The 17,128-nt window shown below is 36.8% G+C and carries 20 protein-coding genes, 2 tRNA genes and 1 pseudogene; 5 read left to right on the forward strand and 18 right to left on the reverse strand.

What is annotated here, in order from left to right; translation table 11 throughout:
- The first annotated feature begins 15 nt into the window (after positions 1–15).
- The 3 genes from ANA_RS17585 (at position 16) to frr (ending at position 1,757) form a co-directional block, all read left to right on the forward strand.
- Positions 16–270: a redoxin domain-containing protein gene (locus ANA_RS17585; protein WP_041458129.1), complete on the forward strand. Its 255-nt coding sequence runs from the start codon at positions 16–18 to the stop codon at positions 268–270.
- A 223-nt stretch (positions 271–493) separates the two neighbouring features.
- Positions 494–1,222, forward strand: a complete 729-nt coding sequence (gene pyrH, locus ANA_RS17590) for a UMP kinase (protein WP_015081365.1) — start codon at positions 494–496, stop codon at positions 1,220–1,222.
- Complete coding sequence (gene frr / locus ANA_RS17595; protein ID WP_015081366.1) at positions 1,209–1,757, forward strand: ribosome recycling factor; 549 nt, start codon at positions 1,209–1,211, stop codon at positions 1,755–1,757. The genes pyrH and frr overlap by 14 nt, the downstream gene beginning before the upstream one ends.
- Before the next feature lie 260 nt (positions 1,758–2,017).
- Here frr and ANA_RS17600 read toward each other — a convergent pair whose 3' ends face one another.
- The 15 genes and pseudogenes from ANA_RS17600 to ANA_RS17670 all read right to left on the reverse strand — a co-directional run bounded on the left by ANA_RS17600 (position 2,018) and on the right by ANA_RS17670 (position 12,479).
- Entirely contained in the window at positions 2,018–2,248 is a 231-nt protein-coding gene (locus ANA_RS17600; RefSeq protein ID WP_015081367.1) for a type II toxin-antitoxin system HicB family antitoxin, read from the reverse strand.
- Between the two features lie 188 nt (positions 2,249–2,436).
- Positions 2,437–2,655 carry a hypothetical protein gene (locus ANA_RS17605; RefSeq protein WP_015081369.1) on the reverse strand — a complete coding sequence of 73 codons (219 nt, stop codon included), beginning with the start codon at positions 2,653–2,655 and terminating at the stop codon, positions 2,437–2,439.
- A 6-nt stretch (positions 2,656–2,661) separates the two neighbouring features.
- A complete protein-coding gene (locus tag ANA_RS17610) occupies positions 2,662–3,114 on the reverse strand; it encodes a type II toxin-antitoxin system VapC family toxin (protein WP_015081370.1) in 453 nt (150 codons plus the stop codon).
- Positions 3,114–3,386 carry a hypothetical protein gene (locus ANA_RS17615; RefSeq protein ID WP_015081371.1) on the reverse strand — a complete coding sequence of 91 codons (273 nt, stop codon included), beginning with the start codon at positions 3,384–3,386 and terminating at the stop codon, positions 3,114–3,116. Before ANA_RS17615 ends, ANA_RS17610 begins: the two co-directional genes overlap by 1 nt.
- A gap of 282 nt (positions 3,387–3,668) precedes the next feature.
- On the reverse strand, positions 3,669–3,803 hold the full coding sequence (locus tag ANA_RS28305; protein ID WP_015081372.1) for a hypothetical protein: 135 nt from the start codon (positions 3,801–3,803) through the stop codon (positions 3,669–3,671).
- A gap of 141 nt (positions 3,804–3,944) precedes the next feature.
- On the reverse strand, positions 3,945–4,871 hold the full coding sequence (locus ANA_RS17620; protein ID WP_015081373.1) for a Bpu10I family restriction endonuclease: 927 nt from the start codon (positions 4,869–4,871) through the stop codon (positions 3,945–3,947).
- A gap of 17 nt (positions 4,872–4,888) precedes the next feature.
- Positions 4,889–6,172 (reverse strand): DNA methyltransferase, encoded by a 1,284-nt coding sequence (locus tag ANA_RS17625; RefSeq protein WP_148279079.1) that lies wholly within the window; start codon positions 6,170–6,172, stop codon positions 4,889–4,891.
- Positions 6,173–6,323: 151 nt separating this feature from the next.
- Positions 6,324–6,674 carry a DUF1257 domain-containing protein gene (locus ANA_RS17630; protein ID WP_015081375.1) on the reverse strand — a complete coding sequence of 117 codons (351 nt, stop codon included), beginning with the start codon at positions 6,672–6,674 and terminating at the stop codon, positions 6,324–6,326.
- Positions 6,675–6,816: 142 nt separating this feature from the next.
- Positions 6,817–8,328, reverse strand: a complete 1,512-nt coding sequence (locus tag ANA_RS17635) for a stress-responsive protein Ycf46 (protein ID WP_015081376.1) — start codon at positions 8,326–8,328, stop codon at positions 6,817–6,819.
- Between the two features lie 90 nt (positions 8,329–8,418).
- A complete protein-coding gene (locus tag ANA_RS17640; protein WP_015081377.1) occupies positions 8,419–8,766 on the reverse strand; it encodes a hypothetical protein in 348 nt (115 codons plus the stop codon).
- Between the two features lie 296 nt (positions 8,767–9,062).
- Positions 9,063–9,714, reverse strand: a pseudogene (locus tag ANA_RS17645) (transposase family protein).
- A gap of 1,101 nt (positions 9,715–10,815) precedes the next feature.
- Positions 10,816–10,887 (reverse strand) — tRNA-Thr (locus ANA_RS17655).
- A gap of 83 nt (positions 10,888–10,970) precedes the next feature.
- A tRNA-Tyr gene (locus tag ANA_RS17660) sits at positions 10,971–11,053 on the reverse strand.
- Between the two features lie 165 nt (positions 11,054–11,218).
- Positions 11,219–11,995 (reverse strand): DUF6816 family protein, encoded by a 777-nt coding sequence (locus ANA_RS17665; protein WP_015081378.1) that lies wholly within the window; start codon positions 11,993–11,995, stop codon positions 11,219–11,221.
- A 76-nt stretch (positions 11,996–12,071) separates the two neighbouring features.
- On the reverse strand, positions 12,072–12,479 hold the full coding sequence (locus ANA_RS17670; protein WP_015081379.1) for a ChuX/HutX family heme-like substrate-binding protein: 408 nt from the start codon (positions 12,477–12,479) through the stop codon (positions 12,072–12,074).
- A gap of 273 nt (positions 12,480–12,752) precedes the next feature.
- Here ANA_RS17670 and ANA_RS17675 point away from each other — a divergent pair, with 273 nt between their 5' ends.
- Positions 12,753–13,802 carry an AAA family ATPase gene (locus ANA_RS17675; RefSeq protein WP_015081380.1) on the forward strand — a complete coding sequence of 350 codons (1,050 nt, stop codon included), beginning with the start codon at positions 12,753–12,755 and terminating at the stop codon, positions 13,800–13,802.
- 7 nt (positions 13,803–13,809) lie between these two features.
- The gene (locus tag ANA_RS17680; protein ID WP_015081381.1) at positions 13,810–14,742 is read left to right on the forward strand and encodes a hypothetical protein; all 933 of its coding nucleotides are present in this window, start codon (positions 13,810–13,812) and stop codon (positions 14,740–14,742) included.
- A 58-nt stretch (positions 14,743–14,800) separates the two neighbouring features.
- Here the strand turns inward: ANA_RS17680 and ANA_RS17685 are convergent, their stop codons facing one another.
- The 3 genes from ANA_RS17685 to rpsP all read right to left on the reverse strand — a co-directional run bounded on the left by ANA_RS17685 (position 14,801) and on the right by rpsP (position 16,764).
- Positions 14,801–15,754 (reverse strand): PhoH family protein, encoded by a 954-nt coding sequence (locus ANA_RS17685; RefSeq protein WP_015081382.1) that lies wholly within the window; start codon positions 15,752–15,754, stop codon positions 14,801–14,803.
- 355 nt (positions 15,755–16,109) lie between these two features.
- Positions 16,110–16,496, reverse strand: coding sequence for a KH domain-containing protein (locus ANA_RS17690; RefSeq protein WP_015081383.1), 387 nt, complete (start codon positions 16,494–16,496; stop codon positions 16,110–16,112).
- A gap of 7 nt (positions 16,497–16,503) precedes the next feature.
- Complete coding sequence (gene rpsP, locus ANA_RS17695) at positions 16,504–16,764, reverse strand: 30S ribosomal protein S16 (protein ID WP_015081384.1); 261 nt, start codon at positions 16,762–16,764, stop codon at positions 16,504–16,506.
- Positions 16,765–17,128: the final 364 nt, after the last annotated feature.

Below are 17,128 nucleotides of genomic sequence, written 5' to 3' on the forward strand. Positions count from 1 at the left end.
ATGCAATATTAATAAATGAAAGTTTTTGCCGAGCGTCATCACTTAAATTTCCCCTATATGTGGGACTCAACTCAAGATGTTACCCGCAGTTTTGGTGTAATTAGTCCACCTACAGCCTTTTCGATAGATAGCAATGAGATTATTCGCTATCAAGGGCAAATAGATGAACACACCCAAACAGCATCAGCGCAGGGAGTGGATTATTTAGGAAATGCGATTATACTCAAAACGGTTGGGACATGGACTTTTGTAAAATCAGGAAAAACCTAGATTGGTAAGGCTTTAGCATTGCTAAACCCCTACCCGCTTAAATCAAATAATTAAGCCGTGTTGAGTATACTTGTTTATTGCAAGATTAGCAAATACAGCCAGCCCAAACCGAACAAATGGGAACTTTATATAAATAACAGGCAACCTAAATAGAGACAGATAGTCACTGTACTGCTATCTTAAATTGGAGGCAATTGCAACTTTTTTGATAAAGCAGAACTTCATGGGAACGAATTACCGACGGGTTTTACTTAAACTGAGCGGTGAAGCCTTAATGGGCAACTTGGGCTACGGCATTGATCCAGAAGTGGTCGAGGGAATAGCCAAGGAAATAGGAGAGGTGATAGCCACTGGTGTCCAGGTGGCCATCGTTGTTGGTGGTGGCAATATTTTTCGAGGCATTAAAGCAGCATCAGCAGGTATGGATCGGGCAACCGCTGACTATATCGGCATGATTGCCACAGTCATGAACGCCATGACCCTGCAAGATTCCCTAGAACGGATGGGAATTCAGACAAGGGTACAAACCGCCATTGCTATGCAAGAACTAGCAGAACCATACATTCGCCGTCGTGCCATTCGTCACCTTGAAAAAGGACGGGTGGTAATTTTTGGGGCTGGTTCTGGTAATCCCTTTTTTACCACAGATACGACTGCGGCCTTACGAGCAGCAGAAATTGAAGCAGATGTGATTTTTAAAGCTACTAAAGTAGACGGCATTTACGATGCGGACCCCAAACTCCATCCTGAGGCCAAGCGTTTTATTACTCTTACTTACGCCCACGTTTTGGCTAAAGATTTGCGAGTCATGGATAGTACCGCAATTGCTCTATGTAAAGAAAATAATCTCCCTATTTTAGTATTTGACCTAACGGTGCGAGGTAACATCCACCGGGCAGTCATGGGAGAATCCATTGGTACTCTTGTGGGAGGTTCTTGTGAAATTAGCTGAAGCTGAGAGCATGATGCAAAAAACCGTTGAGTCCACTCAACGGGCTTTTAATACAATTCGTACTGGTCGCGCCAATGCGAGTTTATTGGATAAGGTACAAGTGGAGTATTACGGTACACCAACTTCCCTAAAAGCACTGACAAACATTAGCACACCAGATTCTTCAACCATCCTGATTCAGCCCTACGATAAGGGCAGCTTGAATATCATTGAAAAAGCTATCTCTCTGTCGGATGTGGGTTTAACTCCCAGTAACGACGGTAGTGTGATTCGGTTGAATATTCCCCCACTAACTAGCGATCGCCGGAAAGAATTTGTCAAACTTGCGGCTAAGTACGCAGAAGAAGGTCGTGTAGCAATTCGCAATATCCGTCGTGATGCTAACGATTCCATTCGCAAACAGGAAAAAAGTGCCGAAATCTCCGAAGATGAATCACGAGATCAACAAGACAAACTCCAAAAACTGACCAACAAGCATACAGAAAAAATCGACCACTTGCTTGTAGAAAAGGAAAAAGAGATCACCACCGTCTAAGAAAGGCAAGAGGTAAAAGGCAAAAGGCAAGAGGATTGTAATTTTTATTTCTCTTTGCCCCCGCTTTCCCTCTTCCTCTATTCTAGAAGTTAGAAGTCACCGAGTCAGGAGTTCGATAAATGTTTCAATTGTATGATTGGAATGACCAATAGTGAATGTTTTCATAATTTGTTATTATGGGGAATAACACTGAATTACAATTATTTACAGGCATTTTAACGGTTATAATGTCAAAATGCAAATATACTTTTTACACTGAACTAGGCAACTTGCAACGGTTTTGTAGGAAGCATTCTGGGTTCTGGTAATACTTGATTTTCTTGAGTAAGCATCTCAACAAAAGCCTCAATTACTTCCTGACCATTTCTAGCTGCTTCTTCGTAAGTTTTACCATGTGTATGAAACTGTTGCCAGGGAAATTCAGGTAAGTGAACTAAAAAAAGTTGATCCTCTTGTGACCATTGAATTACCATGCTGTAGTGATAAATCATTCTTCACCTTCCTTATTTTCTAGTTCTTCCAGCTTTTTCAGCACCCGCTGAATGTTTTTTTCTAAATATAACGGAGCATCATCTCCATCTTTTTCCGGTATATTTAAAATCATAGTCAACTTCCTTTTTTACTCTTAATTTTGGTGAGAATATTACCCAAATTAGAGTAATATTCTTTGTTTAATATTCTACAAATCTATGGCAACTATTCCTCTATTATTCATGTTCTTATCTTTTTGAAAAGATTCTAAAAAAGTATCATAATAGTTAGCACAAGCTGATGCAGGAAAAATTTCACCTCCATAGATTTTCTTTTGTGACAATCTTTTATTCCTACCAGCATCTAATAAGTTTATATCTAAATTAGATATAATGATCATGCTGTTGTCCTGAAGACGTGCATTCATAATTATTTATTGATTATCTCTCCAATTCTCCAAAGAAAAACCAATTACAGTTTGGATTCTGATAAAATCAGTATCAGCCGAAACTAACGTTAATTGATTACGAATTGCTATTGCTGTTATCCAAAGATCATTTTCATCAAAACCTAATTGAGTGATTTTAGTCGTTTGCCGTTTAGTTTTTTGCTTTGGTCCAAATTTGTTAATTAATCCTGCTTTTATTTGTCCATAAATTTTAGCAGTTACATCATCTACATAATAAATTCTAATATCTGCGATAAATTGCTCAATACGAGTTAAATTTTCTTCCTTATAACTAGAATTTTCTGCCATATAAGTTAGCTCACCTACTGTTATGATAGTAGTAGCTATATCGGTTTCTCCAACTTCCTGTATATAATCCAGAACCGTCTGATTTTTCAGAAAAATTAAACTACAATGATTAGTGTCTAAAAGATACATCACTCAAAAGGATTAATACGATTATTAATTTTCACTTTACCTCTAGTTTCAGAGACTAACTTCAGACATTCTTCCAAGTCGTCTCCTACCCACGTACCAGCATGACGTAAAATTGAACGTCCTGAAGCTGGCTTATAGTTAGTGTTTTCTGATAAACTTGTTTCTTGTTTATATTTAATAAATTCCACAAATTCATCAATAAATTTCAAATTTTCTGGTGAGATAGTTAATAAATTTTGTTCGATTTTTTGTCTTAATTCAAGAGAGTTCATAATTTTGACCTCCTAATTACAATTAATATTTTTTACTTTTATAAATACTGATTGTGATCCTATAGAATTTATAGCATAAATTCGGGTTTCTGAAAACTTTATTGCAAAAATTATTTGTCTGAATCAGGATATCCAGGATTTGAGGATTTACAGGATGTATTTCAGATTTACTACTTGACCAATTGTTTAATCTCCTGCTTTCTCTCCTGACGTTTATTCTCAATTTGAGTTAATATCTCATGTTTAGACTGGTCAAAATTCCTCAATTATTGCTGATTATTTTCAATTATCATTTAATTCCTCATTATAGAAATTTATAGCTTCATCAATAAAACAGGTGTAGAATTGTTGAGGATAATATGGTTCTATAAATGTTTCAATTGCATGATTGGAATGACCAATAGTGAATGTTTTCATAATTTGTTATTATGGGGAATAACATAAAATTAAATAACTATAATTAACTCGGTTGAGCATAATATACACACATTAATAAGCAACTTGGGTTATTATTAGGTGTTTTTTGCTACTTGGGTCGAAAATAAAAAAATCCTTCCTTCAAAAATAACCTACTTCTAAAACATTACTCTCATCTAAACCTTCATTTTTTAACAATTTACGAATATTATTGATAAGGTGCTTAAAAACTTCGACTCTAAATGGATTATTTTTCAAGTATTCGATGTAATAATCTCGATAATCGAGACGGCCTTCATAAGTAGCAAAATTTCCTCTAATATTAGAATTAAGCCTTTTGGCTTTTCTTAAAAGAATCACCTCATCAATATCCGTGGGAGCAGTGCTGATAGGGGACATATCTAACCATTCACATAAAAGAAAATATTTTGCTCCTGGAACTGCGGTTTTTACATCATGTGCAGTTGCACATCCTTCTTGAAACATTGTTTTATCAAGATTAGTCTTACACTCTACAGCAATATAGGACAGATTAGTAATTATACTTTTTTCTTGTGTAAAATCAGGAAAATGAGATGCTTTTAAATATAGTTTTCTAGTAATTGCAAAATCTTGGTTTTTACTTCTGACGCTTAAACCACCTCCTAAAGCTGGAAAAGTTAAACTGGACTCAAAATAAACAGATGAAAATGTCTTAATTGGTCCAATATCTACTGCTAAGTTTTCTATCTCTGGTACGATAACGGGGTTAATTAGATAAGGGAGAAATTCCTCAATTATAGTATTATCTAATTTTAATTGTCCTTTATTTCTATATAAAAAATCATTAGGGCTATCAAAAATAAAATCAACATCTATATAGTTTTTATAATCAATGAGCAACTTTACTAAAACATTTAACATTTCATCGGCTGTAAGTAACGATTTTACAGTTTTTGTTAAATTATTAAGCCATTGGTAATAAATATCAATTGTTTGAGCAACTCTAGGTTTATCATTAACTGGAAGTTTAGAATTATTAAGTAATGCGTTTAGTTTTTCTATATGAGGGTTAGGATACTTTTTCATGAGAATTTAAGTGCAATTTAATGGAAATTATCAATTTTTAATATAGGTGATTTATGAACCAATTTAGCACGTATTTTGGCATCAATTATTTCTTCATAAATATCTCCTTCTGCATTTGGTAAAACTGCTGTTAAAACCTCTGTTGCTACTTCAATCGCAAAATTATCATCTGCTATTTCATAATTGTTGATGGGTAATAAATGTAAAATATCTTCAAAAATTATTTCTCCAAATTTATTTTGAAATTTTCTTTCTTGCAGTAAATCAAGTTCAAACCCAGCACCACCAATAGCCAAAGCCGCAACTAATTTACTATTTTCAAATCTCACACCACGTACACTAGATTCTCTCCCAATAACAATAATTACTCTACCATGTTTACTAATTAACCTACGAATTTCTTTAAGAACATCCAACATATCTAGAGCGTATTGAACAACAGTTAAAAACCTATTTTGACGATGTTTTCTATTTGCACCTATTTCTGATTTAGCTATTTTCAATAAATCCCATCCTAACATCTCCATTACTATACGATTATTTTGATGGTAGTTAAATACATTAATATAAGGAGGAGATGTGATCACAATATCTACACTATTATCTGTCAAAGGAATATAGCGTGCATCCTGATGAATTACCTGGCATAGCTGTGGAGAATAAGGAAGAGATTTGATAATATTTATATGTTTTTTTAATGACTTTTTAAAATCAAGTAAATTTCTTGGTTGTCTTTGCTGGCTATAGTTAATAATGGCATTAATCAGTAAATTGTATAATAGTTCTTCACTACCAGCTTGTTGTAATATTTGAAAAATAAATTTTTCTTCTAGTTCATGCTGCTGTAAATGTTTTTGTTCTTCAGCAAAACAGTAAAAAAATAAATCTCCTGTAAAAGGTAATAAGTTTTCATCAACAATTTTTTCTGCTAACTTAATCAACCTTTCCCGTTCAAGAGTTTTGAGATTTACAAAATGAGCAGTTTTAGCCATTTCTATAGCAGCAGGATTTATATCAGTGCCATAACAAGATAAACCTTGACGTGCTGCTTCAAATAAAGTTGTTCCACTACCTGCAAATGGATCTAAAACTACACTATCAGGATAACTGTAAACCTTTAAAAATAACTCTACTAACTCTGGTGAAAACTGACCTCTCCAGGGTAAAATACTTGTTCTAGTTTTATTTTTTAAGTCCAGTTTTTCTTGGGAAATATATTTTTTATCATAGGAAATCATATTAATTCTATTAAAAATATCAACTATTGAACTTATGGCTGTTGACAATTTTTTATCCTCCAATCTTTTGCAAAAATGTTTTTGATGCAGTATATAGTATACTACACCCTGACCGAACTCTTTACCCTCTGGCGCGAAACTCCATAAAAAAAGCGGGCTAACCGCTTATTAGAAGGTTAACCCGTTTCACTTTGGGAACGCGCTAGAGAAATTGTTACTGCAATACCAACTTAACGTTAGCGTTTTGCAGACCGCGCTGTTTTACTTCAGCCAAAGTCTTGTTAACGGCATATTTTTGATTGATAGAGTTGATCAACTCGGTCTGGTTGTGCTTCTTAGCAACACCCCATAAGTCAGCAATGAGGTCAAAAGAACCGTCACTGTTACGAGACCAACCTAGATCGTACTCGCCTTCCAATACAGCAACGATGTCGGAACGGAGACGCTGACCATTATAACCACGAACATCAGCTTCAGTCTTGACGCTGATACCTAAGTCGCGCAAAGAAGACTTGAGAATTTCGGCATCGGTGATCTTGGTACGCAGAGTGCTAAAGTGAGACATTTGGGTTTCCTCCAATAAGAAGATTGATGAGAAAAACGACAACGGTTCTTTTTCAGCGAAGCCGCATTAATTGGGAACGGCTTTTTTCTATCTGTTAGCCTTGTGACTAACCTTTCCCCCCTGACATTTCAGAGGAAAGCTTTTAAAACTCCATGCGCTGATATTCAGCAACAGAGGAGGCTGCGGGTCTAGCACGCTGTCTGGCCCAGTCTCTTAAAGCTGTGACCTGTTCTTGCATCGTTCGTGACAGCGGCAAAGTAGACTTCAATGCAGCAATAATATCTAATTGGGTGAACTCCCGATCTTGGGCGAAGGCTTCATACATAGCCGCCACTATCGCTTGTTCAATTTCTGCCCCGGAGAAGCCATCGGACATTTTTGCTAGTTGTTCTAGGTCAAATCTAGCAATTTCCTCCCGACGTTTGGTCAGGTGAATACCGAAGATATCCTGACGTTCTTCCGGTGTGGGCAGATCCACAAAGAATATTTCATCAAAGCGACCTTTCCTTAAAAACTCTCCAGGTAGGCGTTCTACGCGGTTAGCAGTCGCCATTACGAAAACTGGAGATTTCTTTTCCTGCATCCAGGTGAGGAAAGAGCCGAAAATTCTGTTTGATGTCCCCCCATCAGAATCGCCAGAACCACCGCTACCCGCAAAGGATTTATCCAATTCGTCAATAAACAGAATCGTGGGGGAAATTGATTCTGCTGTTTTCAGGGCGTTCCGCAGGTTGGCTTCACTTCGACCCACCATTGAGCCGTCGTAGACCCGCCCCATATCTAATCTCAGAATTGGTAAACCCCATAAACGGGAGGTAGTTTTGGCAATGAGTGACTTACCACAACCAGGAACACCGAGAATTAACATTCCTTTTGGTTGGGGCAACCCATACTCTCTCGCTCTTTCTGTAAAGGCGTTGGAGCGTTGGGTGAGCCAGGTTTTTAATTCTTCCAAGCCACCCACAGCATCAATGGTTTCATCTTCTTCGATGTACTCCAAGATACCGTTGCGGCGGATGAGTTGCTTTTTCTCGGATAAGACAATATCAACTTCATTTTCCGTTAATTGCCCAGTTGTTACCTGTGCTTTGCGGTAGACTTTCTCAGCTTCATCTTTAGTTAGACCTAAAGCGGCTCTGAGTAGCTTTTCTCGCGCCTCGGTTGTCAGCCGTCGTCCACGATTTTGCTCTTGATGGGCGGTTAAAACTTTATTTAACTCAGCCATGTCAGGCAATTGAAAATCTAAAACAACAACTTCTTTTTCTAGTTCGATAGGAACTTGTTGCACAGGGGACATTAAGATAATGTTCTTTTGCGTTCCTTTGAAACTAGCGATCGCGTCCCGGAGCGATCTGGTTGTTGCCGGCGCATCAATAAAGGGATGTAAATCTTTAAGAATAAATATACTGGGTTCTTTTTGCCGAATAATCCAATCAATGGCTGCTTCGGGAGAGACAGTATTGTGTTGAGTGGTATTTCGGGGTTGACCGTACTCGACGATACCGTGAGTTACTGTCCAAATATATACTCGTCTTTGGGGTTTTAAATCTTGGGAGACTTTAAAAATTGACTGCTCTGCCCGCTCTTCCTCGGAGGTCACAAGGTAGATTAAAGGGTATTGAGCTTGAATTAAAATATTGAGCTCTTCTTTCATACTATCGACCTACTTGAGACCTTATAGAGACAGTACCGATCAGCGATCGCATGGCGTTAAGCCAGACTATTAATCATCATTAATTCCTATCTAACAAGGAACTAATTCTTCCTCACCCTTGGGATGGGTTTCTTCTTTTTCTCTACCATCAATGGATAGATGGTCTTGTCCAATGATTCCTGGTTGGTTGCCCAAGTTCACGAGTTCACCATCACGCAGTACGAGTGAAGTTTCACAGGTGGGACAGGAATAAATCCGGTGAGTTCGCCCATGAGCAGACGCTTCTATTTCTTCTACTAATTCTGAGTTGGTCAGGTAGAAACTGAGCGCCCGTTCTGCGAGGTCTGACATGGGTTCTGAGTCAACAGCAGAACGAATTTTAAGTCTTCTGTGCAGTTCCGGTGATAAATATAACGTAACCTTTTGCTTAGTTTGCATACAACTTTCTAGTGGTCTTACCCGGGTATGTATACCACCTTATCGGCTCTTTTCTCAGTTGTCAAGATGGTAAAGCGTTTTAACCGCAATTTTGTTACATTTCGTAATATAGCTAGGTTGACTACGTTTTTCTGTCTGATAGCGTAGCGTGGCGCAAGCCATATCAGGATGTCCAGGATTTAGGGATTTTCAGGATTTTTGTGGGGATTTGGATTTTGTCTGGATATATTTCACAAAGCGGTATGTACTCTTTGTGATAATCTGGTGAAAATATTAGACCTCTTGCAAAATTACTTTTATGTTATAGTTGGGGGTTGGCATTTTGGAACTGCTAAATTTAACTCATAGTTATAAATTGCTGCTAGTAAATTACAACGCAGACCATAACGACGACGGCGATTACGATATCTATCACCAAAAATCTTCAAAATTTTCAGGCGGCGATTGACGTGTTCAATGCCAATTCTTGCCTTTGCTAAAACACGATTATAGTCTTTTTCTCAAGTGGAAAGTTCCCTCTTTTTAGGCTTTTTCTTGGGAGTGTAACTGTTGCTATGATAGTGGTTAATTCCTTGATAACCACTATCGTGTAAACCTTGTATTTCTGGATGAAAATGAACCCCACTAGCTTTGAATAAGGCAAAATCATGACAGCGCCCCTTACCAAAAAAAGTACAAATAATTTCTCCTGTTTCTTGATTAATAATCAATTGGCTTTTAAGGGTGTGACGTTTTTTCTTTCCTAAAAAAAATTCCTGTTGTTTTCTTTTTGGACGTTCAATAGGTGTTTCAGTTACATCCATTACCACTACTTCAGGTTGGCTCAAACCACCTGATAGTTTGAAATTCTTTGAGAGTTTTAACCATTTTCTTAAAAGTCTTTCTTCTCACTCCAAAGCGACGCTTAAATGCTCTTGGTTTTAGTTGTTGGATGGATTTATAGTTCATTTTTTCATCACCTCAGATTCTGATAATGACAGAATTTGATTTTATCTTTTTTTGGTGATGTTTTTTATGTCAGACGTTCCGCGATTACAACTATCGCTACAAATACCCCAGGTATCAATCTTTTTAGTTATCTCACCCCATTAAGATTAAAAAAATCAACCATCATAACACAAAATCAATTCTGCAAGAGGTCTAATGAATAGTAATCTCAAAACTGGATTTTTGTTATTCGTCTTAATTCGACAAATATTTTTCAGACGATAACTAGTTTCAATGCCAAATCTTTTTCGATAATCTTGATAGATATAATTTAAATTTGTTTTGACCTTATGAGCAACATAAACAAAGTATTGAACTCCATGCTTTTTATGCTTTCCCTTTCTATATTTACAGACAATCCATAAATCAAATGTGACGAAATCATCTTTGTCTCTTGTAATGGTATACAGCACTTCCCGGTGTTATGAGGTACATATCTAGCGGGCAAGACTTGTACTGAGCTTGTCGATAGCGCAGCGTGGCGTTAGCCATAGTATGCCCGCACTACAAGAGTTTCATGATTCAACTTTGTACCTCATAAGAGCGGAAACCGCTGTAACTTGTCACCAATGTCGCAGGTTAGTGTTTATTGTGGAGCTAATTTATACAACTCTTATGTTTGTACTATCTTTATAGTAATGCTTATACTGTTCATATTAGATAGCTACCAAACTCCATTAGCAATGAGTTCTATCACGCACGCCGCTACTGTTGCTGTACAACGCAATTTAAAACAACTGTTTCCTAATTTGATTAAACGTAATTCAAAAACACCTATCTGTAAATACCTCTAAAACAGCCAATATCACCTTTGCATGACTGTCTGTACCTGAAACTCAAAAGAGAGGCATTACAGGTCAATATAGCGTGAGTAGTTAGCTGATGGCATGATGAAACTACAGAATAAGGTATTTATATAAGGCTATCTTATAGATAAATGTTACTTAATAAGTATTCCTGTTATGCAACTACTATGCAAGTTCCCATCTGTAATGAGATACTGGTAGAGTACAGCCAACTTATGCAAGCTACCAGAAGTATTGAATTCCCGTCATTTTAAAAAGCCCGTGACGAGGATTGAACTCGTGACCTCACCCTTACCAAGGGTGTGCTCTACCACTGAGCCACACGGGCGAAATAGAAGCTAAAAATAAGATTTAAAATGCTGTACATTTGTTTATAGCACAGCATTTATAATTCTTAATTTCTGTAGGATATGGGCCGAGCTGGATTTGAACCAGCGTAGGCGTAAACCAACGGATTTACAGTCCGTCTCCATTAACCACTCGGACATCGACCCGTTTGTGTCCCACGCTTAACTATAATAGCAGTAGTCTCTGGGTTTGGCAAGGGGTTGGAGAAAATATTTTTGGATAAAGTCTGAATCCTTTACTCCAAAGTAGTTTCCGAGATTTACGCGATTAGTTCTCCATTTTTTTGTAGAGAGTACAAGCGGGTTAGAAGTTCAGCTTGGGGGAAAAAATTCTAGCCGATACCGATATAAAGCCACTGGTCGAGAACCTGCGGTAAAATAATCAGGATCTTGGGGGGAAAGGTAGACAGCAGTTACTTGATCTGCGGTAATGGCTGGAGATGGTGTAGAAAGCTTTTGATAGGCTGTGGTTGATTCTACAGTATTCAAATATGGACGATAACTGCCTTTAAATAATTGTTGGAAAACTTCTGTGGTGATGAATTGATTATCTGCTGTTGTTTCTGTGGCGCGATCGCTGATAATAGAAATTAATTGCCGTTCACCCCGCAAAAATGTAATTTGACGATTGGGAGATTGAGGATCTACTTTGGATGATAAAACAGCCTCATTCCCTAAATAAGCTCTGGATAGGTTTAAACTATTAAATTCTCTATCTGCAACTAATATTGATGCTTGCTTTTGGAAGTTAGCAAAAATTTTTAACCCCGAATTAGTTGGTTTAACTTTTATGAATTTAACTAAAAAACTAATTGGTTGATTTAATTGACTACGATTACCTTCAAAGCCTGGTGTCACTATATCCGGTGCTAAAGGTGCGGCTAAATCTACTAATGTGCTGGTAACTTTCCAAGTCCCAGACATCCATTCTGGGTAAACTAAATCTCCTTTGGCTGGTTTGACTGATGTTAATTTTTCCCATTGGGGGAATTTGGCTAAATGTTCTGCTAATTCTCCAGCCTGGGCTTGATTATTTCCTAAGAACAAAAAAAGCATTAAGCAAAAGCTAATAATTATTTTTATCACCATATTCAACAATTAATAACATTTATTTAGTTTAGATCCCCGACTTCTCAAAGAAGTCGGGGATCTAGGGATTTCAAAATTATAAGGTTTCTAGGGCTAAAGGTTGCCAAATTTCCCCATACTTTTCTTTTAAAGTTTGCCAAGCTTCTACTTGTCCTGGTTCGTATTCTCCTGGTTTACCCCATTGCAGAAAGAGGCTTAATGCAGGTTTTTCTTCTGCATCTAAAAACCGAATTGCATAGGTTGTAAAATTCCCTCTTTTAGCTTCACCTGTTTCAAATTTCACTTGTTGAATCATATCCATATTCAAATGAAATTCAAAGCCTTCGGTGTGCATATTCGCATATTTACCTTTTGGTAATTCGGCGTAATATAGCTTTTCTATTTTTCCTCTAGCTTCTAAAACAGCGGCGCTACTGGTGACAATTAGGCGCAAAGTTCCCAAGGTTTCACAAGCTTCTAAAAATTCTTTCAATGTTGTTGTCATCATTTATGTTGAATATGAATTAGTTGACGTGATGGAAAATGAATAAATAACTTCTGGCTATAAAAGTTTATAACATGATTGGACTCAAATTGCTATCATGAATAAATATGATAAGTAGGTCGGCGTTAAAAAATCAATCTATGTAACGAAATATAAATTAACGAATACCTTATAAATAGGGTGTTTCACGGTTTTTACAAAACTAAACATATATCGATTTTATTGGGCCGACTTACTTATGGTAAATTGTTCTCTTGAACATGAGATTTATTTATGAAAATTCAAAGCCTTAAACTCAAACATTTTAAGAAATTTCGAGATCAGGAATTAGATTTTACTGATCCAGAGACAGGTTTAGCACAAGATTTAATTGTTCTCATTGGGATGAATGGGGCTGGAAAAACCAGTATATTACAGGCGATAGCGGCAATACTAGGTACAGCCACAGGAAGATTGAAAAAACCTGCTGATTTAGATTGGCCAGGGTTTAACTATGACTTGCTGGGTAGAAATTGGCGGGGATTTCCATCTCATGTGACTATAAATATACAATTTTCTAAATCAGAACTACAAGCTGTAGGCGAATTTCAACAAAAATTACAAGAAATGGGTCGTGATTTACTTCCTCCTGCCCAAAAGCATCTTGTTACTTTAAAATGGCAAGGAGACGATGTAAAAGCAGATAGCGCGGCTGAATTATTTCAATTTAAAGGACGAGAATATGCTAAACAATTATTTCGTTCTGAAGGGTTTCCAGTGTTTGAAAGAGTGGGTACGGTTTTTTGGTACACAGAACAGAGAACTGCAACTAGTTTAACTCCTGAAGATCCAGAAAACAAATTAGAAATTACAGAGGATCTTCTCCGCGCTCGTCTAGCAAGGTGGCAAACTGTTCATCAAAAGAATGGTAAAAATTTTCGACCTGGACAAAAAGATTTATACGCAGAAATGGAAAGAATTTATCAAGCAGTTTTTCCAGGGCGTGTATTTCAAGGTGTGGAAATACGAGATAATATTGATGAAATTTTTAGTAAAGAGCCTTGGTTTTATCTTTATGATGGTAAAAACTACTATGAAATTTCTGAAATGTCTGGGGGAGAACGTGCTATTTTTCCTATGCTTATAGATTTTATGAGTTGGAATATTCACAATTCAGTTATTTTAATTGATGAAATTGAATTACATTTACATCCACCGATGCAACAGGCATTATTGAGAGCTTTACCGAAATTAGGTAAAAATAATCAGTTTATTATTACAACCCATTCTGATTATGTAGCTCAATTAGTACCTGAGTCATCTATTATCAGAATTGAGGAGTAATTGCATTGTGGGAGTAGTTAATAATAAAGTTATTTTCTGTGAAGGTACGCTCGACAAAGACCTTATTAATCAGCTATTAGGAAATTTATCAAATCAGATCACTATTGTTCCTACTGGTGGAAAGTTTAATTTTTCAAATTTTGTTCCAGGTTATTTATATCAAAATACAAATATTGAAAATAATAAAAATAAGCATGAGAAAAAGGAAAATACCCAAAATTACCTAATTTTTAGGGATCGTGATTTTGATATTGAACCTACTTCAGAAATTAAATTACTACAAATAGATAAACTAAGAAATCGAGCTTTTCTTTCTCATCGTACCTGTATTGAAAATTATTTACTTAATCCTGAACTTATTCATGAATATTGGTCAACACAATATGCAAATAATTTAGAAAATCCTATTTCTAATAATAAGTGGGGTCATAAAGATTCCCCTGGAGTTGATGTTATCACTAAATGGATAGAAGATGCTGCTAGGATTTTGCAAGATTATCAAGCTGTAAGATGGGCTTTGGGTAATTTATGCCAACTTACCGCTAGTAGAAAACAATTAAAAACGAGATGGATTAAAGGTACAATCCCCAATTCTCTAACCTTATCTGACTGCGAAGAAAGGGCTGAGTCTTTAATTAAAGACTTTACAAATACAGTTCAAGAAGTCACAATAGATAAATTTAAAAACAATCTTCATAAATATTTACAACTCTTTGATCAAGAGGAATTTTGGATACAAAAACAATATTTAATTTGGTTTGATGGCAAAGATATTCAAAAGGCAATGGACAAAGTTAGCAAAGATAAAAAACTCCCATATAGATCATATAATAGATCCTATATTTCTATGGATCATTTTTCTAAATGGGCAATTAATCATATTGATATTAATCAATATGATGATTTAATTGAATTAAAAAATAAAATAGAACAGCTATAGGTGGTCAATAACCATTGACTACTAACTACTGACTACTAACTAGTATATAACTAATTTACTACGTTTCGTATTTCTCATACGCAGCAACAATTCGTTGCACTAAAGGATGACGCACCACATCTTTTTGGGAAAATTCGCAAATCGCAATTCCTTCCACGTTTCTGAGAATTTGCAAAGCTACATCTAAACCTGATTTTTGATAATGTGGTAAATCAGTTTGGGTAACATCACCTGTAATCACCATGCGGGAGTTAAAACCCAATCGGGTTAAAACCATTTTCATTTGCGCCGGTGTGGTATTCTGGGCTTCGTCAACGATGATAAAGGCGTTATTTAATGTCCGTCCTCGCATATAAGCTAATGGTGCGACTTCGATGATTTCCCGTTCGATTAAGTTGGGGACTTTTTCGGGGTCTATGAATTCATTAATGGCATCATAAAGAGGACGTAAATAGGGATTGACTTTTTGCTGTAAGTCTCCTGGTAAAAAGCCGAGTTTTTCCCCTGCTTCCACTGCGGGACGGGTTAAAATCAGCCGTTCAAATTGATTACTGAGTAGGGCTTGAACGGCGATAACTACCGCGAGATAGGTTTTTCCTGTTCCCGCAGGACCAATACAAAAGGTTAAATCCCGTCTGCGAAGTGCGTCTATATATTGGCGCTGGTGAAAGGTTTTAGCGCGAATTTCAAAACCTCGGCGAGTTTTGGCGAGGATATCGCGCTGTAGGTCTTGTAATTGGTCTTCTGTATTTGTATCCAGGGCTTGACGGGCTGTGAGAATATCAGCACTAGAGATATTATTACCTTTACTCCACAAATTTTCTAGCGATCGCACTAATCGCTTTACTAATTCTACCTGTTTAGGTGTTCCCGAAATTAATAATTCTTGTCCCCGCAGAACTAAGTTAGCTCCTGTTTGTTGGCATAATAACTTGATATTTGCCTCACCATATCCAGCTAGAGCGATCGCACTGGACATACTAGGCAGTTGAATTATGGAATCATCTGCCATATTATTGCTGAATTGGGTAAAAAGTAGTTGTTAACAAAATTAATATTTTCCGATTAAATGTAAATTGAAAATTATATAATTTTCTGTTAATTAGTATTTGTATGATTGGGAAATGGGCTGACAACATTTGTTAATTCTTGGCTGGTAAATCCGCCATAAAAACGGAATTATTCGCCAAGATTTGACAATGCTGTTGTCCCTGTCTCCATCTTTCCCAGAATTCAATCTGTCACCAACCATTTAAACTAACTAGGAGAGTGCGGCAAAAATCACTAATTATTAAAAACCACTAAAAAGCTTTTGTAATTTGCTTTTTCAATTTTTAATTTTTAATTTTTAATTCCGCCCTGCGGTACTAGCGTAAACGTGGTTTAACAACAGGTTTGGGAATATTGTTCTCTCGTTCTTTCGACTTGGGTGGTAGTATCCGCTCTTCCTGTTCTTCATCAAAAGACACACTTTCCCGACTTTGGGAACTGTTGCCATAAATATCCAGGTATACTGATTGCCCAGCTAGTTCGGCTGCGGCGGCAATTACAGTGCGAATTGCCTGGATATTTCGTCCCCCTCGACCAAACACTTTTTCTTTATCTGTGCTATTAAAAGCAATGCGAACCCAAGCCCGCTTGAGGGTTTGAGACATTTCACAATCAACGCTTAAAGATTCTGGAGATTCTAAAAACGGCTGCACAAGAAACTCTACCAGCCCAACATAATTGGGACTGGTTGCTAGGGATTTCATCTCAAGACTATGATGCGGCTGTTGCACTGACCTGTTCAAAAACGTTAGCTTTTACGAGGATACTACGAACTGTATCGGTAGGTTGAGCGCCTTGTTGTAGACGCTTAATGATACCAGGAATGTTTAATTTTACTTCATCAGTTCTGGGGTTATAAAATCCTAGTTCTTCTAGGGGGCGACCGTCACGACGGGCCAGGTTGTTAATAGCAACAATCCGGTAACTTGCTTCGCGCTTTTTGCCAAATCTTTTTAAACGCAATTTGATCATGTTGAGAACTGTTTCTCCTGTTCCTAGTGAGTGAGTTTGTAACTGATTGATAAGGAAGTGATGGGGATATTATACCCGCCTTCACAACTTCCAACACTGAAATGCTAATTTTAGCACTTTTTAGCCGTGAATGGCTATTAGTTTAGTTGTCAGTTGTCAGTTGTCAGTAAGAAAGATATTCTTTTTGCCCCCTACTCCCGTGGTTTCGGGATAAAACAGTTGTAGTACCTTAACCTTTCCTCCATTACCTGCACTAATTCATTATAAACAATTTTGATAAATTATTGATCAGAGCATATACTACTAGTTTGTTAAGATAAAAATGATGGACTGTAGTGTGAGCGTCTCGCTCACGCGGGCAAGA

The sequence above is a fragment of the Anabaena sp. 90 genome (assembly GCF_000312705.1).
Lineage (GTDB): Bacteria > Cyanobacteriota > Cyanobacteriia > Cyanobacteriales > Nostocaceae > Dolichospermum > Dolichospermum lemmermannii.